Source organism: Alcaligenes sp. 13f, from assembly GCF_020496585.1.
In the GTDB taxonomy this organism is placed as follows: domain Bacteria; phylum Pseudomonadota; class Gammaproteobacteria; order Burkholderiales; family Burkholderiaceae_B; genus Alcaligenes; species Alcaligenes phenolicus.
In genome coordinates, this window is the sequence record NZ_JAHKKC010000024.1 from 15,991 (window position 1) to 37,774 (window position 21,784).

The following is a 21,784-nucleotide window of genomic DNA, read 5'->3' on the forward strand; positions in this document are numbered from 1 at the left end:
CCTGCGATTGCGATAACTTGCTCCATATGCTTACACATACCTGAACAAGCGCCATACATAGTTCATTCTACCCGATTCAAAGCCCGGCAAGTCATAAATTACCTGCGCTTCAAGCCACGGGCAACGAGAAAGGTTTCGGAGGATTTATCACGCGAAGCCTTGGGTTTACGCTCGACGACTCTGACAAAATTCTGCTTGAAAGACTCCACGATCTGGGAAAACCCGCTGCCGTGGAAGGCTTTGACGATCAGTACCCCTTCATCGGTCAGATGCTGCAGGGCAAATTCCTGTGCCAGCTCGCATAAATGCTGGATGCGGGCGGAATCGGCCGATGCCACACCAGACAAGTTGGGGGCCATATCCGAAATCACAAGGTCTACCGCCGCACCTTTTAAGGAATCTTGCAATTGCTCCAGTACAGAGTCCTCGCGAAAGTCGCCTTGCATGAACTCTACCCCGGCAATTGGTTCCATTTCCAATATATCCAGTGCGATAATGCGACCATTGAGCACACCGCCAGGGCCGACCATGCGCTCCCGTATCAATTGCGACCAGCTGCCCGGCGTAGACCCCAGGTCCACCACCACCTTGCCCTGAACCTGAATCTTCTCCAGATCCAATATTTCACTGAGCTTGAAGGCCGCACGCGCGCGATACCCTTTTTGTTGCGCCAATTTGACGTAGGGGTCATTTATATGCTGCTGAACCCACTCTTTAGAGAATTTTTTCTTGGCCATTCCCGTACAATCTCTTTATGCCAAAACTCAACCTTACACCTCATGAGCGCAGCGAACTTCGTGCTGCTGCTCACGCTCTGCGCCCAGTTGTCCTGATTGGAGACAATGGCCTGACCGACGCCGTGATCAAAGAAATCACCGTCCACCTGCAGGCTCACCAGCTCATCAAGATCCGTGTGGCCGGTGATGACCGTCAGGCTCGTCTGACCATGTTAGAACAAATCTGCGATGCGCTCGATGCTGCCCCTATTCATCATCTGGGCAAAATCCTGACTATCTACAGACCCAATATCGAACGCCCCCCTGTTTTGGGAGCGCCTGTTGAAAAACCTACCCGTGCGGTGCGCAAGCCTTCGGAGCCTTACACGCCCAAAAAGCTGGCCGCTTCCGGTGTTCAGCGTACGCGCAAGACGGAACGTGCTCGCCGTGCTGAAATGCAAGCTGAACGCAGCAGCACCCAAGAGAAGAAAGCCTCGGCCGCACCACGCAGCGTTCAAAAGTTCTCGGCAGTCAAACCTGCTGCCGCGCCCCGTAGCAATACCAACCGTCCTGGCAGTGCCATGTCCTTGCGGGCAGGCGCTCGTCGCGGACTGGGCGGTTCGGGCAAACGCTAAACTGCCGTAAATTATAAGGCCCCCGCACAATGTGCAGGGGCCTTTCTTTTGCGTGCTCGAATCAACAGCAGGACAAGCCTGCTGTCAGAAGCAAGGTCAAACGTAACTGATCGACAGGATTTCGTATTCACGAATACCGGCGGGCGCCTTGACCTCGACCACATCGCCTTCGCTCTTGCCAATCAGGGCACGAGCCACAGGGCTGGAGATGGAAATCTTGTTGGCACGGATGTCGGCCTCGACGTCACCCACGATCTGGTAAGTCACGGTGTTGCCGGACTCCAGGTCCTCGATTTCAACCGTAGCACCGAACACGATGCGGCCATCCGCCTGCAGCGCGGCCGGTTCGATAATCTGGGCATTGGACAAAGTGCCTTCCAATTCGGCAATCCGACCCTCGATAAAGCCTTGGCGCTCGCGCGCGGCATCATACTCGGCGTTCTCGGACAAATCGCCTTGTGCTCGCGCTTCGGCGATGGCGTTAATTACATCCGGGCGTTCCACCGTCTTGAGGCGGTGTAATTCGACTTGCAAACGTTGTGCGCCCTGCGCAGTCAATGGGATCGCAGACATAGTATTCCTGCTCAACAAGTAAAAGACGCTCCGTAGCAGGAGCGCCTGGAAGATAGGGGGATAACGATGATGGGGCAAACAATCAAACAGGTTGAATCGGCCGACTTGAAAGTCCTGCTGACCCTACAGCGTACATTCAAACACACTGCTCAAGCCAAACCTGCCGGCTGCCCCAATATGGCTTTTCCGACACAGAGAAATTCTGCGGCAGAAAAAAACCCCGCGAAGAACCGGGGTGTGAGATCTATTGTCGGCAAACTGCCTGAAAATAGCAAGCCCCTGAAACCCCTGTGTAAAAAAACAGAAGCTCAAGGGCCACGGGTTTAGAGCAGGCTATTTCGAGACTGGCGACAGGCTGATGGCCAAACTAGTCAGAGCCAGGCCAGTCTTGATCCGCCTTGGGCCGACTACACCATATTCTGGCGACGGCCTCGCAACAAAGCGTGCAGCAAAATGGCACCAAAGGTGGCGCAGCCAATGCCGTCCAGACGAATCACGCCAAACTGCAAGGAGAAGTTACCAGCCCCCAGAATCAAGGTGACGGCTGCCACCAGCAAATTGCGGTTATCGCTGAAATCCACCTGGTTCACCACCCAGATACGGGCGCCGGCAATAGCGATCAAACCAAACACCACGATGGACATGCCACCGAGTACAGGACCAGGAATGGACTGGATCACGGCACCAAACTTGGGCGAAAAGCCCAGGAAAATCGCGATCACGGCAGCAAAGGCAAACACCAGCGTCGAGTAGATACGGGTAGCGGCCATCACGCCGATATTCTCAGCGTAAGTCGTCACACCAGTGCCGCCTACGGAGCCGGACAGCATGGTCGCCACGCCATCACCCACGAAAGCACGACCCAGATAACCGTCCAGATCCTGGCCGGTCATGGCGCTAACCGCCTTGATGTGACCCAGATTCTCGGCCACCAGAATAATGGCCACCGGCACAATCACGGTCATGGCATGAGCCTGGAACACAGGCGCAGAAAAGCTGGGCAGACCCAGCCAGGCGGCTTCAGCAACCGGCGCAAAGTTGATTGGGGTGCCGTAGCCCATCACATTGGTGAAAACCCAGTACAACACGCAAGCCAGAGCCAAACCCACCAGAATCAGCAAGCGCTGAGCCACCCCACGGGTGTAGACCGCAATACCACCCACGCACAACACGGTCATCAAGGCCATCATGGAATCGAAGGTGCCGCTACCCATCGCGCCCTTGGCCGCAATAGGAGCCAGGTTCAGGCCAATCACCGCCACAATCGAGCCGGTAACAACCGGAGGCATCCAATGGTTGATCAAACGCGCTGCCCCACCCTGGGTACGGGCGTTGAACACCCAGACCAGAACACCGATCAGCGTATAGACCAGACCACAGATAATAATGGCCCCCAAGGCCACGCCAATATTGGGATTCGGGCCGCTGCCGGCATAGCCGGTAACCGCAATCACACCGCCAATAAATGCAAAACTGGAACCCAGGTAGCTGGGAACCCGGCCACCGACAAACACAAAGAAAATCAGCGTACCAATACCGGACATCAAGATGGCCAGATTGGGATCAAAGCCCATCAACAAGGGGGCCAGAATGGTGGAGCCGAACATGGCCACCACGTGCTGCGCACCCATGGCAATGTTTTGCGGCGTGGCCAGACATTCGTCGGGCTGCACAACCGCACCGGGTTCGCTGCCGGACACTCGGCGCCAACGCGGGAAGTAAGACTGAGACATAAAGGGTTCCAGAAAAGGAATAAAGAAATACAACGCAATTCGTCAGACGGTCGCGCAGTGCTCCCTGAGGCACTGGCTGATTCGTTGAGGCATGATTTTAAACGTGAAAGACTCAACAAGGCACCTGAAAATAAGGCAGTACGCGGTAAACCCCAACATGGATCCAGCCAATACGGGTTTCAAACTGCCTTTTGGCGTCGATGCTCGCACTATATGCGGTATATACCCCCTCTATCTGCCTGTGCTTGACTGGCCCATTACAATAGACAATCAGCCTGCCTTTGGCAGTCCGATTCCCTAGCAGAGTGATTACGCCAGCATGAGTACGTCTATTTGTCTGATCCGCCATGGTGAAACCGCCTGGAACGCCGTACGCCGTTTACAGGGCTGGCAGGATATAGAGCTGAACGAGACCGGCCGCGAACAGGCCCGTGCCCTGCAAAGTTACCTGAGCTCCCCGGCGTTTCACATGCCTGTGGATGCCGTCATCAGCAGCGATCTGCAACGCGCCTCGGAAACAGCGGCAATTGCCTGTCAGCATTGGGATATTGAAATCCAGCAAGTCCAGGGCCTGCGCGAACGCGGCTTTGGCAAGCTGGAAGGCCAGGCCTGGGATGCGGCAGGCCGCCATGGGCCGGATCAGCCCGACGATACCGTCGATATCGATTACGCCGTAGAGGGCGGCGAATCACTGCGTCAGTTTCAAACACGGGTTCTGAGCTGCTTTGAGGCGCTGGCGCAGGACAATGCGGGCAAAAACCTGCTGGTCTTTGCCCATGGCGGTGTCATTGATATAGTTTGGCGCAAGCTGAACCAGCAGGCGCTGAATGCCAAGCGCACTCACGCAATTCTGAATACCAGCCTGAACTTCTTCAGCATTGATGCGGACTTGAACTGGACCTGTACGCAGTGGGGGCAGTTGCCACATCTGAATACGGCACTGGACGAGCAAGTCTAAGCCATACATAGCCATGATCAGGCAGGTACCCGCAGATCGGATTAGCTGCAGCGTTCGATAAACCAGCCTGAGACTTGTGCGGAGTCCTGTCCGCCTGACTCACCTCATCAGTTCCTGACAGTGTCTCCAGCGCCACGCCCGCAAGCTTTATCCTTACGATAGCGACGGCCCCATACCAGGAAGAGCCACAGGCACTATTGCGGTTGCGGTTGCGGTTGCGGTTGCGGTTGCGGTTGCGGCCATAAGCATAGCCAGCCCCCCCCTTCAAACCGCGATGAGGCCAACAAGGGCCTCAAAAATCAGCTACAGGGGCAATGATCAGCTTTTTTTGTTCAGTCGTGGCTTGCGCGGCGCCTGACGAGCCAGACGGTCATACAGCCAATTAGGCAAAAGACGCATCAGGCGCGAGACAACTCCCATCTGCCACGGAATGACTCGATAGGACACGCCCTGCTCGATGGTCTTGCGGGCTTTGCGGGCAAAGTCCTCAGCAGGCATCAGAAACGGCATGGAGTAAGGATTCTGTGCCGTCATGGCCGTGCGAATATAACCGGGCGTAATGGTGACAACAGAGACCCCGTACAGCGACAGCTCCAGTCGCAAGCTTTCGCAGTAGGCAATGACAGCCGCCTTGGAGCTGCTATAAGCTCCTGCACCAGGCAGACCACGAATACCCGCCACGCTGGCAATACCCACCAAGGTTCCCTTCCCCGCCGCTTTCATGGTGCCGATAAAAGGCTCGAAGGTCGCCACCATGGCCAGAAGGTTTGTATCCACAATGGCTTTGAAGACGGCAAAATCCTCGGTTTCTTCCGTCAAGGTGCCAGCGCTGATCCCCGCACTGGCAATGACCACATCAATTTTTTGCCCTGTGAACTGCAAAAAGTCCTGGGCCGCTTGATGCAAGGCGTCTCTGTCACGTACATCCGCCACATAGATACGGTGCACACCGGGCAAGCTCTCAGCCAGCGCCTGGAGTTCTTCCTGACGCCGGCCCAGCAAACCCAGGCAAGCACCTTGAGCGGCGTATTCCTGGGCCAGCGCTTTGCCCAGACCGCTGCTGGCACCCGTGATAAAGACGGTTTGCATCTTTGCCTGCTTTTTACAGGAAGATCAGGGCAGCAATGCCCAGCACCAGCAACCACTTAAGGATGTAGTACAGGGTTTCGTTCTTTTTCTTGATCGCCTTGCCGAAACGACGCACAGCATAAACCGTGCCGAAAATACGGTTGATACCACCCGTGCGGTCGCCTTCCTGGTTAGGAGCGGCAGCGGCGCGCAGCAAGAAACCACCCACTGCGTGATTGATCGCCTGAGCCCAGCGGTAACGCATGGGGCGCTCTACGTCCGCAAACAAAATAATGCGGTTCTGATCCGTTTTGTTCTCGGCGTAGTGAATAAAGGTTTCATCAAACACCACGGCCTCACCGTCACGCCAGTGATAACGCTGGCCGTCCACTTCGATATAGCAATCCGGACTATTAGGCGTCATCAGCCCCATGTGAAAGCGCAAGGAACCGGCGTAAGGGTCGCGGTGACGCGGCAAGCGGGCACCGGGCGGCAAAGAGGTGAACATGGCCGCCTTGATCGACGGAATGTCCTTGAGCAGATTGGTCGTCACCGGGCACAGCTCGCGTGCCGAAGGATGATCGGCGTCATACCACTTCAGGTAAAAACGCGTCCAGCCGGTTTTAAAGAAAGAGTTAAAGCCCGCATCGTTGTACTTGTCCGAAGCCTTGATATGGCCTTCGCCAAATAGCTGCTCGGCCTCGGCACGGATTTCATCGCAGTGCTCCAGCAGCTTGTTCAGCTCGGGAAAATGTTTCAAATCCAGATACGGCTCGTTCGGTACTGCCGAAAAGCCGTACATGAAGACGTTCAGAGGAGCCGTGAAGGTGGAATGATCCAGCAACTGGCGAGAAAACCGGTGCCTGACTCGACCCCTGAAGTGCACAACAATCGTGCACACGATGAACAAGGCAAGAATGAACCATTTCACGACATGATCTCCAAAGAAGAAAACTTCTGCACTGTGCAGGCGGTGGCCTGCGTGCTGCCCCAATACGACGGCTTGGTCTTGTCTGATGCAAGAACAAAAAAAGGCGCACCACTAAGGTGCGCCTTTCCAGCCGGGTAAGACTTAGTGTTTCGCGAGCAGAGCGTGCAGCTCTTGAACCGCGTAAACTTTCAAGCCCTCACCTTGGCTCAGATACTGCAAGCCTTGAACCGCCGCCACAGCACCGGCAATGGTGGTGTAGTAGGCCAGGTTGGCAGCCAGCGCATGTGTACGGATTGTACGCGAATCAACGATGGCGTTGCGACGCTCTTCAACCGTATTGATGACCAAGGAAACTTCACCGTTCTTGATCATGTCCACAATGTGCGGACGACCTTCGGTAACCTTGTTCACCACTTGAACAGCCAGACCGGCCTGCTCGATGGCGCTGGCGGTACCGCGGGTAGCCACAACCTTGAAGCCCAGCGAGATCAGGCCACGAGCCACTTCAACCGCTTGTGGTTTGTCCTGAGCACGCACGCTGATGAAGGCCAGACCGCCCTTGGGCAGGTTCACGCTGGCAGCCATCTGCGACTTCACGAAGGCTTCGGCAAACGAGGTGCCCACGCCCATGACTTCGCCGGTGGACTTCATTTCAGGTCCCAGAATGGTATCCACACCAGGGAACTTCACGAAGGGGAACACGGCTTCTTTCACGCTGTAGTAAGACGGCGTGACTTCTTCAGTAATGCCTTGCTCGGACAGAGTCTGACCAGCCATGGCGCGAGCGGCGATCTTGGCCAGCTGCAAACCGGTAGCCTTGGACACGAACGGCACGGTACGCGAAGCACGTGGATTCACTTCCAGCACGTACACATCACCATCCTGAATGGCGAACTGCACGTTCATCAGGCCCTTCACGTTCAAGGCCTTGGCCATGAGTGCGGTCTGGCGCTTGATTTCAGCTACGGTTTCGTCGCTGAGCGAGTAAGGAGGCAAGCTGCAAGCGGAGTCACCGGAGTGAACACCAGCTTGTTCAATGTGTTGCATCACACCGCCCACGAAGACGCGCTCGCCATCGGCCAGGCAGTCCACGTCCACTTCGGTAGCGTTGTTCAGGAAGTGATCCAGCAGCACGGGCGAGTCATTGCTGACCTTGACCGCTTCGCGCATGTAGCGCTCCAGGTCTTGCTGCTCGTGCACAATTTCCATGGCGCGGCCACCCAGCACATAGCTTGGGCGCACCACCAGGGGGTATCCAATTTCAGCAGCCAGAGCAATGGCTTCGCCTTCGGTACGAGCCGTACGGTTTGGCGGCTGACGCAGACCCAACTTGGTCAGCAGCTTCTGGAAGCGCTCACGGTCTTCAGCCACGTCAATGGATTCAGGGCTGGTACCGATGATAGGTACACCGTTGGCTTCCAGAGCACGTGCCAATTTCAGCGGAGTCTGGCCACCGTACTGAACGATGGTGCCCACGGGTTTTTCGATGTGAACGATTTCCAGCACGTCTTCCAGAGTCAGAGGCTCGAAGTACAGACGGTCGGAGGTGTCGTAGTCGGTAGAAACGGTTTCGGGGTTGCAGTTGACCATGATGGTTTCGTAACCATCTTCGCGCAATGCCAGAGCTGCGTGCACGCAGCAGTAGTCAAACTCGATACCCTGACCAATACGGTTAGGACCACCACCTAGAACAATGATCTTCTTCTTGTCCGTAGGATTGGATTCGCACTCTTCCTCGTAGGTCGAGTACATATAGGCCGTATCGGTGGAGAATTCAGCTGCGCAGGTGTCCACACGCTTGTAGACAGGACGCACGTTCAACTGGTGACGCAGTTTGCGCACTTCCGATTCCACGGTGTCCAGCAGGAAAGCCAGACGGCGGTCGGAGAAACCACGACGCTTCAGACCGAACAAGGTGTCGCGGTCCAGATCGGCCAGCGTCTTTTGCTCCAGAGCCAGTTCAATGTCCACGATCTCTTTGATCTGGGCCAGGAACCAGGGGTCGATCTTGGTCAGGTTGTGAACTTCGTCCAGGGTCAGGCCTTGAGCGAAAGCATCGCCCACGTACCAGATACGCTCTGGGCCGGGTTCGCCCAGTTCGACCTGCAGTTTTTCGCGGTCGGTGGTTTTCTGGTTCAGACCATCCACACCCACTTCCAGGCCACGCAGGGCTTTCTGGAAGGATTCCTGGAAAGTGCGGCCAATAGCCATCACTTCACCTACGGACTTCATCTGGGTGGTCAGGCGCGAGTCGGCCTGAGGGAATTTTTCGAAAGCGAAACGTGGCACCTTGGTAACCACGTAGTCGATGGTGGGCTCGAACGAAGCGGGGGTCGCACCGCCGGTGATTTCGTTCAGCAGCTCGTCCAGGGTGTAACCCACGGCCAGACGCGCAGCGATCTTGGCGATAGGGAAACCCGTGGCTTTGGAAGCCAGAGCCGAGGAACGGGACACGCGCGGGTTCATTTCGATAACGATCATGCGGCCGTTATCGGGGTTCACCGCGAACTGAACGTTCGAACCACCGGTATCCACACCGATTTCGCGCAATACGGCGATCGATGCATTACGCATGATCTGGTATTCGCGGTCGGTCAGGGTTTGGGCAGGGGCCACAGTGATGGAGTCACCGGTGTGCACACCCATGGGGTCCAGGTTTTCAATGGAGCACACAATAATGCAGTTGTCGGCGCGGTCACGCACGACTTCCATTTCAAACTCTTTCCAGCCCAGCAGGGATTCTTCAATCAGCAGTTCGTTGGTTGGCGATGCTTCCAGACCACGACGGCAGATGGTTTCGAATTCTTCAGGGTTGTAGGCAATACCGCCGCCCGTACCGCCCAGCGTGAAGCTGGGGCGAATCACGACGGGGAAACCGGCGGTGCCGATTTCTTCAGCGATACGCTTTTGAACCGCCCAGGCTTCGTCCATGCTGTGAGCCACGCCGGACTTGGCGGACTCCAGACCGATGGAGGTCATGGCGTCCTTGAATTTCAGGCGGTCTTCGGCTTTTTCGATAGCAGCGGCGTTGGCACCGATCAGCTCGACACCGAATTTTTCCAGCACGCCATGCTTGGCCAGATCCAGGGCGCAGTTCAGCGCGGTTTGGCCGCCCATGGTGGGCAAGAGCGCATCGGGACGCTCTTTTTCAATGATTTTCTCGACAGCTTGCCAGGTGATGGGCTCGATGTAGGTGACGTCGGCCGTATCCGGGTCCGTCATGATGGTGGCCGGGTTGCTGTTGACCAGCACAGTCCGGTAACCCTCGGCCTTCAGGGCCTTACATGCCTGGGCTCCCGAGTAGTCGAATTCACAAGCCTGACCAATGATGATCGGGCCTGCGCCAATGATAAGAATGCTTTTTAAGTCTGAACGCTTTGGCATAGTGCGATTTATTTATTGGCCTGGTGGGCAGCCATCAGGCTGATGAATTTGTCGAACAGCGAGGCAATATCGCGCGGGCCGGGAGTGGCTTCGGGGTGACCCTGGAAGCAAAACGCGGGGCGATCTGTCAACTCGAAGCCTTGCAGGCTCTGGTCGAACAAAGAAATGTGCGTGACCTTGGCATTGGCTGGCAAGGTTGTGGCATCCACCGCAAAGCCGTGATTCTGGCTGGTGATGAACACGCGGCCGCTGGCCAGTTCCTGCACAGGGTGGTTGGCACCGTGGTGGCCATTTTTCATCTTCAAGGTCTGAGCACCTACGGTCAGACCCAGGATCTGATGACCCAGGCAAATACCAAACACAGGCAACTTGCGCTCCAGCAAGCCCTTGCAAGCTTCGATTGCGTAATCGCAAGGCTCCGGATCGCCAGGGCCGTTGGACAGGAACACGCCATCAGGTTCGTAAGCCAGCACATCGGCCAATGGAGTTTGCGCAGGCACGACGGTGACCTTACAGCCACGGTCCGCCATCAGGCGCAGGATGTTGGCCTTGACGCCAAAGTCGTAAGCCACCACGTGGAAGCGGTCGCCTTCGGGCTTGGAGAAACCTTGGCCCAGTTCCCACGAACCTTCGGTCCAGTTGTAGGACTTGTCGGTGGTAACCACCTTGGCCAGGTCCTGACCTTTCAGGCCAGGGAAAGAGCGGGCCAGTTCCAGTGCACGTTCGGCATCATCACCCACCAGGATGCAGGCACCCATGGAGCCTTTCTCGCGCAAAATGCGAGTCAGCTTGCGGGTGTCGATACCGGAGATGGCCACAACGCCCTGAGCTTTCAGGTAGTCGGGCAAAGACTGGGTGGAGCGGAAGTTGGACAGGCGGGCGGGACAATCGCGAATGACAAGCCCGGCAGCGTGGGCTTTGGTGGATTCGGAGTCCTCTGGATTGACACCGGTATTACCGATGTGCGGATAGGTAAGCGTAACAATTTGACCGCTGTAGCTTGGGTCTGTCAGGATTTCCTGATAGCCCGTCATGGCTGTATTGAAAACGATCTCAGCAACACAGTGCCCCTCGGCACCGATTGATACCCCTTTGAATAGGGTTCCATCCGCCAGGGCTAGGACGGCACTAGTGATAGTGCGGGACTCCTCAGGAAATAAAGACGGCAGCACGTTAAAAACCCCGGATTCTGAAATTAATATTGGAGGGTAGGAACGGTTCATTGCTGAACCATTCCCCCCTAAGAACCGGACTTGCGACTTTCACCGCATCCGGCTCAAGCACAACATATCCAGCAAGAAAAATAACTTTCGGATTATATATCCGATCGCCCTTTCCTGTCTGGACTCAAAGCCCTTATCGGGCCGGTTTCACTACTTGCAAACCAAGGGCATGCACTCTTATGTGACAGACCGGATGCAAAAGCACTCGGTTCGAGAGAGCGTCTGACCCACCGTCCACCCGACGAATCAAGTGGTGATCATGCCATCCGCTCTCGTAGTCCAGAGGTTCCCCGCACAAAGCGCAGCGCCCTGCTTGGGATACATATAGTTTTGCAGTCTCGGTTCGATAGGCGATGCGTTTAAGCAGTCGCTTTGTCCTTAATTGCTCCCCATATACCTCCCACGATGAATCAAACGGGTTGTACTCCCCCTTGATTTTTTCGTGCCTCACGATCTCTGTATCAGCGAGCTTCAACAGGGTGATCGGGAAGGAGCCTTCTTCTGTCCATATCGTTGCAGCAAACTCGTTCCGACCGGCGATGCTTTGCCAATAACGGCGATGGCACCAGGGTCGGGACTTATTCGGATGTCGTCGTCTCGACCAGCGCACGAGGCGCCAGTAGATCAGATTGTCCATCCGACTGAAGGTTTCTTTCGCCACCACCGGTTGGTGGTACTGCGCCCAGCCCCGTATAACGGGGTTGAGCTTAGCAATGAGATCCTCCTGTTTCATCATCAAGTGCGTTTTTACGATCTCTCTGACCTTGCGATAGAACGCTTGCACGTTCTTCTTGCTAGGCTTGATGAGCAACTTTCCTTTGTACTTGCGAAAGTTCCATCCCAGAAAGTCAAAGCCTTTGTCTATATGTGTGACCTTCGTCTTTTCCGGCGACAGTCGCAGTCCTCGTTGTGCAAGGAAGGCTTCTACCCACGGCCTGATTTCAGCCTCCAGCAATTCTTTCGAATTGCCGGTGATCACGAAATCGTCGGCGTACCGGACCACATTGACTTTCAGCTTCGCGGCTTTCGTCTTTCCGTATCGCGTACCAAGATACGCTTTCAGGTCTGATTCGAGCCCGTTCAAACACACATTCGCCAGCGTGGGCGAGATGATTCCGCCTTGCGGCGTCCCTTCTTCGGTTGGCGAGAGGCGGCCCTTGTGGACCACCCCGGCTTTTAACCACTTACGCAGGACAACCTTGTTCATGGGAACGTGGTCAACCAGCCATTGGTGGCTAATGTGGTCAAAGCAGCCTTGAATATCCGCCTCCAATACCCATTGGGCCGAAGCCCTTTTGGATGTGCAGACAAATATCTGTCCCATTGCGTCCGCCGTTGAGCGTTGTTTCCGAAAGCCGTAGCTGTTCGGGTCGCTCGTGGTTTCTGCCACGGGTTCAAGCCCTAGCAAATGCAACGCCTGCATCGCCCGATCGAACAGCGTGGGAATGCCCAAGGGGCGTTCTTTACCGTTCGCTTTGGGGATGTAGACCCGCCGCAAGGGAAGAGGCTTGTAACCTCTTTGCTGCCTTAACCTGCCTATCGCCGCCCGTTTCAGGGCAGGAGTTTCCCAAAGCTGACGATCGACACCGGCCGTTCGCTTGCCTTGGTTTTCAGTAACCCGTCTTACCGCCAAGGCTCTGGCGGAAAACGAATGGGTTAAAGATCGTTGCAGGGCCTTGACCCTGCGCCAATCATTATCCCGTGTCGCCTTCGCGATACGTTGCTGCGTTGTTCGCACGAATTGCTCGACTCGACGCCAATCAATGGCGTGCCAGTCTTGCGGCTCGTGTGAGGACGCAGAACCACGGGGAGTGGTCTTTCTCATGCTTTCCTCTTTCCGGTTATCCCGTTAAAAGGACGCACAACGTCCCCGAAGGGATGGTGTACATCCCCTCGGGGTGGTTTGAACGTTTGCAGTCGTCTTGCGACGGTTGCACCTAGTGGAAGTGGGCGTGCTTTCGCACCGGAGCAGAGCCCTATGCTACCCATTACAGGCGGCCATTCGCTTTTTCCACTTTCCCATACCCCCTCATCCAACAGCTCACCTTGCGGTTTGCCTGCCAGAGGTGTTTACACACCTTGGCGGATAGTGGGGCTTACCACGTTCCCTGATCTACCGACCAACTACGATTTGCATCGCAGTCGGCCTCTCCGTTTAGGACTCATCTATCCTGGGACTGCGTTGGTGACGACGTGTAGGGAAGGTCTACCCCTACAGCCCGCAGCACACCTTTTTGGTTATGGCCTAACAGCAGATTTAGCCATTCAATCATTACCCAGGTTCCAACGATAATTCACATTACATTGCCCATACGGAACTAGCCTGGCCCCTTAACCGCCTTTCTGCTGGCAGTGTCCACCCTGACCCTCACAGGTCAGAAGTGCCGCTTACGCGGGGGTACGTTGTCTGGTGAGCTTCGCACCCGCCCATTACTGGTCGAGCACGTCACCGTAGGCTACGTGTGGTCGTACACACGGTTATGGCACTTCCTTTCAGAAGGCATAACAAGGCAGATCAGAGCTTGCGCTCTGCGGTTTCACGTTATCCAAGTCAACTAGTTTTACGCACACAAAGAGTTCCATTCGGTATCGCAAGGATGCCGTATGGATTACTCGGGTTTGGAGTGTCTAGTTACCCTGTTGGGCAGTCTAGGGGGCGTAAGAATACGGACGAGCGTTTGATAAACGTCGCCGTAAGGCAGAGTCTCTTCCGTAGAAGTGTTTCTGTCGTTTGAGAAACCAGCCAAGGCTGGGTCGTTGACTTGTGTCAGGCACCGGGGTGCGCTGACTGATAGCAGTGAAGTAATACCCTGAACCTGCTCCTTGGGGGAGTAGGTCGTTCGGTTCTCAAGGGTTGAACCGACGCAGAAGCGACATCTACGTGTCGCACAAACCTTCTAATTATATGCTCAAACGGGGTTTTTCCGGTAGTTTATCGGTAATAACACCGAAACCAGGCACGAAAACCTGGAAAATCGACTACAGTAATTGATTGGTTTGATGGCTTTGCGATGGACTAGTAACAGACATGACTACTCAGCTTGACTCCCTGCGCCAGTGCACAACCGTAGTGGCCGACACAGGCGATTTTGAAGCGATGCGTGCGTATCGCCCTACCGATGCAACAACCAATCCTTCCCTGATCTTGAAGGCTGTCCAGCAGGCGGCCTATCGCCCCTTGCTGGACCGTGTCATCGCCGACCACCCTCACGCCAGCCTGGCTGAAACCAGCGATCTGTTGCTGGTTGCCTTTGGCCAACAAATTCTGGACATTGTTCCCGGCCGCGTCTCCACCGAAGTGGATGCCCGCCTGTCTTTTGATACCCTGGCCAGTGTCGAGCGCGCCCGCCATATCATTCAGCATTACGAAAAGGCCGGTGTGCCGCGCGAACGGGTACTGATCAAGCTGGCCAGCACCTGGGAAGGCATTCAGGCCGCCCGTACGCTGCAAGCCGAAGGCATCAACTGCAACCTGACCCTTTTGTTCTGCCTGCCGCAAGCCATCGCCTGCGCCCAGGCCAAAGTCACCCTGATCTCGCCCTTTGTGGGTCGCATCTACGACTGGTTCAAGAAAACCGCTGGCCAGGACTGGGACGAAAGCGCCAACCAGGGCGAGAACGATCCCGGCGTGCGCTCGGTCCGCAGCATTTACGAATACTACAAAACCTATGACATCCCCACGGAGATCATGGGTGCCAGCTTCCGCAATGTCGGCCAGATCAAGGCGCTGGCCGGTTGCGATCTGCTGACCATCAGCCCGGATCTGCTGGGCCAGCTGGATGCAGCCCAGGGTGAAGTCCCTGCCATGCTGGATGTGGCGCGCGCCAAGGCGGTTGCCCCCGAATGGCGTGCCAGCAATGAAATCACTTTCCGCACGGATTTGAACCAGGACGCGATGGCTACTGAAAAGCTGGCCGAAGGCATCCGTCAGTTCACCGCGGATGGCATCAAGCTGGACTCCTTGATTCAGCAAGCGCGTCAGCAGGCTTGATCACTGGCACTGCGATATAAAAAGGCTTTGCATCCTGCAAAGCCCTGAAAGAAGCCCGCTGCTTGATCAACAACTTGAGCAGCAAAAAGAATCAGCCCGGCATTGCGCCGGGCTGATTTGCTTTGAACCTTCAGGCTGCAATCAGATCTTGCTCAGATCAATACGCACCACACTTTCGCGGGCGCTGACCTTATGGTCAGGCGTGAAGGGAGCTTTCACCGTGACATACAGTTGATCGTCCGGCCCCAGCAGCAGACTGTTGGGATGAGCAAGCAAGCTGTATTCCGCCTTTTTCGCATAGCTGCCCGCATCCAGCACAGACACCTTGCCCTGCTGGCGGTGCGACACATACAGCTCGTCACGCTTGGGGTTATAGACAATATCCAGCGCGTCCCCAACGTCCAGTTGCTCCAGCAGCTTGCCTGTGCTGGCATCCAGCACATAAACCGTTTTCTGATGCTGGTTTTCCGTGGCGTATAAACGGTTGCGCTTCGGGTCCAGAGCAAAGTTGAGCAAGATCGCCGGCTTGTCCCCGGCAGGTTTCCAACGCTGTTGGATCTGGTTCTTGTCCGTATCAATCACCAGCACTTCACCGTCGCCATTGCCTGCGTACATACGGCGATGATCCGTGTCCAACAACAAGCCGGTCACCCATTTGCCCGCATTCTCAATGGTGTTGAGCACTTCCATGCTGCTCGTGTCCAGCACCCAGATTACCGCCGGATTGCCTACGCCCCCTACATAAAGACGCTTATGGGCCTCATCCAGCTTCACCGTACGTGGCCCCACCTTGAAACCATCCGTCCCCATATTGCTGAAGGCCGTACGTTTCAGACCTCCCTTTTCGCCCAGCTCCACGCGCGCAACTGCCGGGTTCAGGCTGTTCGTCATGAACAGCACATTCCCCTCGGCATTGCTGCTCAAGCCAAAATTGCTTTCATCGGTGTGAATCACACCCAGCACATCCAGAGTCTGCGGGTCCAGCTTGTAGAGCGCCCCACCCCGTACACCATCAAGCATTTCTGCCGAGGCTACATACAGGGCCTTTTCAGACGCGCTGTAAGCCATCTGATAAATCCCGTAAGCCAGTTCCTTGCGCAAGGCGCCATCGGCCGTGATCGAGCTGCGCTGCGCCAACTCTGGACTCAAGGGCTGCACAGATGGCTGGGTAGGTTGAGCATACGCGGTCACGCTCAACAGGGCCGCCGACAGAACGGACATCAGAAAACATTGTTTCAACATTTTGTTTTTCCCTTCCAGGTCCAGGTAGGGCCAGGCGGTATCGAAAGCAGCCGCGAAGCCCTGCCTGACGTTAACAATCAGCAAATCAGAAATTTACGGAGGCCGACAACATGAACGTGCGCCCTGCCCCGTTCGTGGCAAAGTTGCTGGAGGCCAGCCAGTAGCGCTTGTCGGTCAGGTTTTCGATATTGGCGCGGAACACCACATCCTTGCCCGCGATATCGGTGTAGTAGCGCGCACCTACATCAAAGCGGGTCATGGCGGGCAGCTTCAAGGTATTGGTGTTGTTCAGATACTGGGACGAAGTATGAATCACGCGACCATTCAGGCTCAGGCCTTGTACCCAAGGCGTATCCCAATCCAGACCCAGGTTATAGGTGCTGGCAGGTACACCCGGTGCCCGGTTGCCTTCATTCACACCGTTCTGGGTTTTGGTGAGCTTGCCTTGGGTAAAGCCAGCACTGGCCATCATGCGCAAACCTGGCATCAATTCACCGTAGGCACTCAGCTCCAGACCACGGTTGCGCTGTTCGCCAAAGTAGCCATAAACATTGTTTCCATCCTCTTGCCCTGCAGGTCGGGCAATCTGCCACAGGGAGGCCGAGGTCATGATGCCACCCCAATCCACTTTCACACCCGCCTCATACTGACGGGACTTGAAAGGCTTGAGAATCTCACCCCGGTTGGCGTAGGTGTCGCCCACAATCGTGCCGCGCGTCAGGCCTTCGGTGAAGTTGGCGAAGACCGAGACATTCTCCATGGGCTTGACCACAATCCCCGCCAAGGGCGAGATGGAGCTGGCCTTGTAATCGGAGGTTTTTACACCTGTAGTCGTATTGAAGCTGGTGACATCCACGGTCTGACGACGCGCCCCCACCGTCAGCAAGACACGGTCATCCGCAAAGGACAAGGTATCTGCCACGGCAAAGCTGAGCAGGCCGGTACTGGACGCTTTTTGTGGCGTCAGCCGCTCTGTTGGACCTGCCGGAATAGGCACAGGATTATAGATATTGGAGTCCGCCACTTCCGTGCCAGGGCTGTAGGCATTGCCCAGCTCCTGATCCATATAGCTCACTCCGAAAGCCAGCTTGTGCGCCACGCTGCCCGTGTCGAAATCCACGCTCAAACCCGCATCGCTACTTAGCGTTTTGGAGTAGGAATCATAGAAGGTGGAGATCACGCTGAAATTGCCATCCGCATCCACAGACTGACGCACATTGGGGTTACCCGGTTTCACATTCACCGGGAAAATCTGGCGGTTCTTGCCATGACGGTAGCCCACCCCGATATGTCCGGTGACCGAATCGCTGAAGTCATATTCCAGACGGGACATGATGGTGTTGTCGCGCTGGGTCAGGCGAGTGCCGGGGTAGAAATTGGTACGGCCATCCGGAGGTGCAGGCAGCTCGGTCAGATCGCTTTGAAAGCCAATTTGCGAACGGATATTTTCCAGCGTGTCTTCCTGGTGGATGACATCCGCAGACCAGCGCAAACGGGCGCCTCTATAATCCACGCCCAGGGCGGCCATGCCCAGATCCTGCTTGCCGTCGCGTGACGTGGCTTCTCCACCGCGCTTGACGCCGTTAAAGCGCACGCCCCATTCCTTGTTTTCACCGAAGCGGCGACCCACATCCAGCTGTGCCGTCACATTTGCCTGGCTGACATAACTGGCCGTCACGCGGGTCAGCGGCTCGTCCTCGGCCCGCTTGGTCACCAGATTGATCGCCCCGCCTATACTCCCTCCGGGTGGGATACCGCGCATCAAGGTGCCGGGCCCTTTCAGGACTTCCACACGCTCCAGAATCTGCACGGGCACACGGCTGGAAGACACCAGGCTATACAAGCCGTTCACGCTGACATCACCACTGCCTACCGCAAAGCCGCGAATCACAAAGTCCTCACCAAAACCGCCGGTCGAGGTCGTCGTGCGCACCGCCGCATCATTCACCACCACATCGGCCAGAGTTCTGGCCTGCTGGTCATAGAGCAGCTCGGAGGTGTAGTTGGTGGTACTAAAGGGGTTATCCATGACATCCACGGAACCCAGCAAACCCAGGCTACCCCCTGTTGCCACTTGCCCGCCCGCATAGGCAGGCGACAAGTCGCCCAGAATCCCGCCCTTGACGGTAATGGTGGACAGCTCGGCCACCGAGGAGACCGGGTCCGGCGTCAGGCTGATGGTATTGCCCTTGCGCTTGTACGTGATACCCGTGCCCGCCAAGAGCTGCTGCAAGGCCTGCTCAGGGGAATAGCTGCCCGACAAGGCCGGCGCCTGATGGCCATCCACCAATTCCTGAGAAAAGAAAATCTGGACCGAGGCCTGCTGCCCCAACTGCAACAAGGACTTGCTAAGGGGCTGCACAGGAAGATTGATGGAGGTGGCTTGAGCCTGCGCACGTACGTCCAGCGGCAAGGCGCTGACGGCGCAGGCCAGGCTGATTGCCAGAATCGTCAAGCGTGTATTGATCGCGGGCTTGTTGCGCCACACAGAAAAGGTCGGTGTATTCACAGTCTGACTAGGTCCAAAGAGTAGCAAGGCACGCGCAAGGCGGCCTCAAGGCAAGGTGATGGGCGCTGCCGTCTGCGACATAAAACAGCTCCCCTTACTCTATCGACGAACCAGAATCAAAACACCGGAACAAAAATGAGAATTATTTTTGATAAATAAAAAACAGAACCTGGATTGCCAGGCAAACTCGTGCTCTATTCGCTGATTCGCAGTTGTCCGCTGGGCAAGGTTTGAACTTTCACTGGCACCAGATCCGGCAAGGTATGGATCAGGGCCAAAGGCTCATTCACACTGAAAACCCCAGCCACCTTGTAGGAGGAAAAACGGGGTGCATCGAAAACGGCCGCTTGCGGCAAGTAACGATTGATCTGCGCTACCGCCTGCTCCAGCGGCGTGTTTTCGAACACAATCATGCCGTTACGCCACGCCAGGCTGGTATCCAGATCCGCCTTTTGTACCTGCCCCAGAGGAGCATCCTCAGCCGCATAAACGGATTGCCCACGCTCCAGCAAGCGTGTATCCCGGTCCCACCAGGCACCCTGCTGCACCTTGACCGAACCGGACTCTACCGTCACCTGCACTTGCTGCTGCTCATGCAGAACATTGAATCGTGTGCCTGTAACCACCACCCTGCTTTGCCCGGCATGCACCACAAACGGTCGGGACCGATCAGGCTGCACATCAAAGAACACCTCGCCTGCATACAGATCAACGACACGCTCATTCTCGTAAAAACGAATCTGCGCGTGTGTGCCGGTATTGGCCATCAGGATAGAGCCATCGGGCAGACGCAATTCCTCGTGCAACCCGCGTGGGGTCGTCAATGTGGCTTGATAGGAAGGCTCAGTATCCAGGCTAGCCCGTATGCCCACAGCGGCAAGCACACCCGCCGAACACAGTCCTGCCGTCATGCCCCAGGCAAAACGACGACGTGGCTTGTTGACCGGAGCCGATGGGCGCGAAGCCCGCAAGGCAGCCCGCAGCTCGGATTCGGGAATCTGCAAAGTCGCTTGCCAGATCGCCTCCAGATGGCGGTAACAGCGATCATGCTCCTGATCGGACTGACGCCATTGCTCGAAGGCACGCCAATCCTCGGGCGAGGCATCACCCGAGCGCAGATGAGAAAACCAGGCGGCCGCCTGATCCTGTGCGGTCGCTGCGTTCAGGACATCAGGGGGCATACTTCTGTAACCTTGTACTCAAATGTCGCAGCGCTTTGTTCATATGCTTTTCCACCATGGCACGGGAGATACCCAGTTCACGGGCAATCTCGGCATGGGAGCTTCCCTCCAGGCGCTGGTAAATATACACCTGCCTGCAAATGTCCGGCAGTTCATCCAGAACCGTTCTTAACTCATCGACCATCTGGCTGGAATAAACCTGGGACTCCGGGCCAACTGCCAGCGGATGCTCGGACTCATGCAGTTCATGCAAAGGCACCATGGGCAGCTTTTCCTCCCGTCTGTGTCGGTCGATCAGACCGTTGGAGGTACTGCGTTGCAGATAGGCGGCCGGATTATCAGCCGAAACCGAGCCGTTTTCCAGTATGCGCAGCACGGCGTCGTGCATGGCATCTTCCACATCGTGATCAACTTGAGATCGACGACGCCACGCCCCCAGCAGCTCACTGTAGTGAGCAAGCCAGGTTTTACGAAAGGCACGGCGGTCGGACATGAAAGCAAAGAGCCTGCAAGGAAATGAGAAGGCTGATAATAACAACAATTCTCATTTCCAAACAAATGAACGGATCTTGATCAAGGGTTATATATCAGCCTAAATAGGCCTGCTTTCTGCTTTGCGCTGAGTCCTATCCAAAGTGACTCTAAGCAGAAAAACGCCTCAAGCCGTGCATGGCTTCCTCAAGGCACGACGTGCTCGCCACTAGGCTTCAGTTTTTTGAACTTTCAGCGCTCACCAAAATGCCGAGCCACAAAAATGCCGGCACAAAAAAACCGGCCTCTCCAAAAAGAAGCCGGTTTTCGGGGCAAGCCCTGTCAGATCGCTATCTGACCGCAAGCGACATGAATCAGAGCTTTTCTGTACCACCACCTTGAGGCCGCCAGGCCAACAAGCGGTCTTCAAACACACTGACCAGTCCATCCAGGATCAGCGCAAATACCGTAAGCACCACAATACCGGCAAACACTGTATTCACATCCAATGTGCCTTCGGCCTGCAGGATCAGGTACCCCACTCCACTGGCTGAACCCAGATATTCACCCACCACAGCACCCACAAAGGCCAGACCGACCGAGGTGTGCAGGCTGGAGAACACCCAGCTGGTCGCCGAGGGAATGTAGACGTGGCGCAGTAACTGGCGACGGCTGGCACCCAGCATGCGGGCGTTGTCCAGCAAGGTGGAGCTGACTTCACGCACACCCTGGTACACGTTGAAGAACACGATAAAGAACACCAGAGTCACGGCCAGAGCCACTTTGGACCAGATGCCCAGACCAAACCACATGCCGAAGATAGGCGCAAGAATCACGCGCGGCATGGAGTTGGCTGCCGTCAGGTACGGGTCCAGCAAGGCCGCCGCACGCGGCGACAGGCCCAGCCACAGACCGCAAGCCAGACCGGCAATCGTACCGATGGCAAAGGCCAGCAGGGTTTCGCTCAAGGTCACGCCCAGGTGCAGGTAAATATCACCATTGGTGACGAACCAGGCCCAGATCACCTTGACCACTTCCAGTGGCTGACCAAAGAAGAAGGCTACTTTGGGGTCCAGCGTAAAAAAGTGCCAGGCAGCCAGAATGACGATGAGCAGCGAGATTTGCCAGCCGCGCAGGGCCAGCTTGGATTGAGTAATAGATTTAGACAT

The 21,784-nt window shown here is 56.1% G+C and carries 16 protein-coding genes; 3 read left to right on the forward strand and 13 right to left on the reverse strand.

What is annotated here, in order from left to right:
- Nucleotides 1-98: 98 nt before the first annotated feature.
- Nucleotides 99-737 carry an RlmE family RNA methyltransferase gene (locus tag KOE80_RS16900; protein ID WP_009463090.1) on the reverse strand — a complete coding sequence of 213 codons (639 nt, stop codon included), beginning with the start codon at nt 735-737 and terminating at the stop codon, nt 99-101.
- 17 nt (nt 738-754) lie between these two features.
- Here KOE80_RS16900 and KOE80_RS16905 point away from each other — a divergent pair, with 17 nt between their 5' ends.
- Nucleotides 755-1,351, forward strand: coding sequence for a YhbY family RNA-binding protein (locus KOE80_RS16905; RefSeq protein WP_026485246.1), 597 nt, complete (start codon nt 755-757; stop codon nt 1,349-1,351).
- Nucleotides 1,352-1,447: 96 nt separating this feature from the next.
- Here KOE80_RS16905 and greA read toward each other — a convergent pair whose 3' ends face one another.
- Both greA and KOE80_RS16915 read right to left on the reverse strand, forming a co-directional pair.
- Nucleotides 1,448-1,924, reverse strand: coding sequence for a transcription elongation factor GreA (gene greA / locus KOE80_RS16910; protein ID WP_022983494.1), 477 nt, complete (start codon nt 1,922-1,924; stop codon nt 1,448-1,450).
- Nucleotides 1,925-2,331: 407 nt separating this feature from the next.
- On the reverse strand, nt 2,332-3,657 hold the full coding sequence (locus KOE80_RS16915; RefSeq protein ID WP_035270974.1) for a solute carrier family 23 protein: 1,326 nt from the start codon (nt 3,655-3,657) through the stop codon (nt 2,332-2,334).
- A 319-nt stretch (nt 3,658-3,976) separates the two neighbouring features.
- On the opposite strand from KOE80_RS16915, the gene KOE80_RS16920 reads away from it, so the two are divergent.
- The gene (locus tag KOE80_RS16920; protein ID WP_226349559.1) at nt 3,977-4,615 is read left to right on the forward strand and encodes a histidine phosphatase family protein; all 639 of its coding nucleotides are present in this window, start codon (nt 3,977-3,979) and stop codon (nt 4,613-4,615) included.
- A 318-nt stretch (nt 4,616-4,933) separates the two neighbouring features.
- Here the strand turns inward: KOE80_RS16920 and KOE80_RS16925 are convergent, their stop codons facing one another.
- From KOE80_RS16925 to ltrA, 5 genes are all read right to left on the reverse strand, one after another.
- Complete coding sequence (locus tag KOE80_RS16925) at nt 4,934-5,704, reverse strand: SDR family oxidoreductase (RefSeq protein WP_035270976.1); 771 nt, start codon at nt 5,702-5,704, stop codon at nt 4,934-4,936.
- A 13-nt stretch (nt 5,705-5,717) separates the two neighbouring features.
- Nucleotides 5,718-6,614 carry a lipid A hydroxylase LpxO gene (lpxO, locus tag KOE80_RS16930; protein ID WP_026485242.1) on the reverse strand — a complete coding sequence of 299 codons (897 nt, stop codon included), beginning with the start codon at nt 6,612-6,614 and terminating at the stop codon, nt 5,718-5,720.
- 141 nt (nt 6,615-6,755) lie between these two features.
- On the reverse strand, nt 6,756-9,998 hold the full coding sequence (gene carB / locus KOE80_RS16935; RefSeq protein WP_035270977.1) for a carbamoyl-phosphate synthase large subunit: 3,243 nt from the start codon (nt 9,996-9,998) through the stop codon (nt 6,756-6,758).
- Between the two features lie 8 nt (nt 9,999-10,006).
- On the reverse strand, nt 10,007-11,170 hold the full coding sequence (carA, locus tag KOE80_RS16940; protein WP_413228944.1) for a glutamine-hydrolyzing carbamoyl-phosphate synthase small subunit: 1,164 nt from the start codon (nt 11,168-11,170) through the stop codon (nt 10,007-10,009).
- Between the two features lie 184 nt (nt 11,171-11,354).
- A complete protein-coding gene (gene ltrA, locus KOE80_RS16945) occupies nt 11,355-13,046 on the reverse strand; it encodes a group II intron reverse transcriptase/maturase (protein ID WP_226349560.1) in 1,692 nt (563 codons plus the stop codon).
- Nucleotides 13,047-14,249: 1,203 nt separating this feature from the next.
- Between ltrA and tal the strand changes: the two genes are divergently transcribed.
- Nucleotides 14,250-15,212, forward strand: a complete 963-nt coding sequence (gene tal, locus KOE80_RS16950) for a transaldolase (RefSeq protein WP_009463071.1) — start codon at nt 14,250-14,252, stop codon at nt 15,210-15,212.
- Between the two features lie 141 nt (nt 15,213-15,353).
- Here the strand turns inward: tal and KOE80_RS16955 are convergent, their stop codons facing one another.
- The 5 genes from KOE80_RS16955 to KOE80_RS16975 all read right to left on the reverse strand — a co-directional run bounded on the left by KOE80_RS16955 (nt 15,354) and on the right by KOE80_RS16975 (nt 21,784).
- Nucleotides 15,354-16,454, reverse strand: coding sequence for a YncE family protein (locus tag KOE80_RS16955; RefSeq protein WP_226349561.1), 1,101 nt, complete (start codon nt 16,452-16,454; stop codon nt 15,354-15,356).
- A gap of 85 nt (nt 16,455-16,539) precedes the next feature.
- Nucleotides 16,540-18,963: a TonB-dependent siderophore receptor gene (locus KOE80_RS16960; protein WP_226349562.1), complete on the reverse strand. Its 2,424-nt coding sequence runs from the start codon at nt 18,961-18,963 to the stop codon at nt 16,540-16,542.
- Nucleotides 18,964-19,157: 194 nt separating this feature from the next.
- Nucleotides 19,158-20,144: a FecR family protein gene (locus KOE80_RS16965; protein WP_226349563.1), complete on the reverse strand. Its 987-nt coding sequence runs from the start codon at nt 20,142-20,144 to the stop codon at nt 19,158-19,160.
- Nucleotides 20,134-20,637: a sigma-70 family RNA polymerase sigma factor gene (locus KOE80_RS16970; RefSeq protein ID WP_226349564.1), complete on the reverse strand. Its 504-nt coding sequence runs from the start codon at nt 20,635-20,637 to the stop codon at nt 20,134-20,136. The genes KOE80_RS16965 and KOE80_RS16970 overlap by 11 nt, the downstream gene beginning before the upstream one ends.
- 352 nt (nt 20,638-20,989) lie before the next feature.
- Complete coding sequence (locus KOE80_RS16975; RefSeq protein WP_009463067.1) at nt 20,990-21,784, reverse strand: ABC transporter permease; 795 nt, start codon at nt 21,782-21,784, stop codon at nt 20,990-20,992.

Excerpts from the sequence above, each read along its gene's own strand:
- KOE80_RS16970 (WP_226349564.1), bottom strand. The coding sequence starts at position 20,637 with ATGTCCGACCGCCGTGCCTTTCGTAAAACCTGGCTTGCTCACTACAGT.
- ltrA (WP_226349560.1), bottom strand. The coding sequence starts at position 13,046 with ATGAGAAAGACCACTCCCCGTGGTTCTGCGTCCTCACACGAGCCGCAA.
- KOE80_RS16900 (WP_009463090.1), bottom strand. The coding sequence starts at position 737 with ATGGCCAAGAAAAAATTCTCTAAAGAGTGGGTTCAGCAGCATATAAAT.
- KOE80_RS16915 (WP_035270974.1), bottom strand. The coding sequence starts at position 3,657 with ATGTCTCAGTCTTACTTCCCGCGTTGGCGCCGAGTGTCCGGCAGCGAA.
- KOE80_RS16920 (WP_226349559.1), top strand. The coding sequence starts at position 3,977 with ATGAGTACGTCTATTTGTCTGATCCGCCATGGTGAAACCGCCTGGAAC.
- KOE80_RS16975 (WP_009463067.1), bottom strand. The coding sequence starts at position 21,784 with ATGTCTAAATCTATTACTCAATCCAAGCTGGCCCTGCGCGGCTGGCAA.
- KOE80_RS16955 (WP_226349561.1), bottom strand. The coding sequence starts at position 16,454 with ATGTTGAAACAATGTTTTCTGATGTCCGTTCTGTCGGCGGCCCTGTTG.
- carB (WP_035270977.1), bottom strand. The coding sequence starts at position 9,998 with ATGCCAAAGCGTTCAGACTTAAAAAGCATTCTTATCATTGGCGCAGGC.
- KOE80_RS16905 (WP_026485246.1), top strand. The coding sequence starts at position 755 with ATGCCAAAACTCAACCTTACACCTCATGAGCGCAGCGAACTTCGTGCT.
- KOE80_RS16925 (WP_035270976.1), bottom strand. The coding sequence starts at position 5,704 with ATGCAAACCGTCTTTATCACGGGTGCCAGCAGCGGTCTGGGCAAAGCG.
- tal (WP_009463071.1), top strand. The coding sequence starts at position 14,250 with ATGACTACTCAGCTTGACTCCCTGCGCCAGTGCACAACCGTAGTGGCC.
- KOE80_RS16965 (WP_226349563.1), bottom strand. The coding sequence starts at position 20,144 with ATGCCCCCTGATGTCCTGAACGCAGCGACCGCACAGGATCAGGCGGCC.
- greA (WP_022983494.1), bottom strand. The coding sequence starts at position 1,924 with ATGTCTGCGATCCCATTGACTGCGCAGGGCGCACAACGTTTGCAAGTC.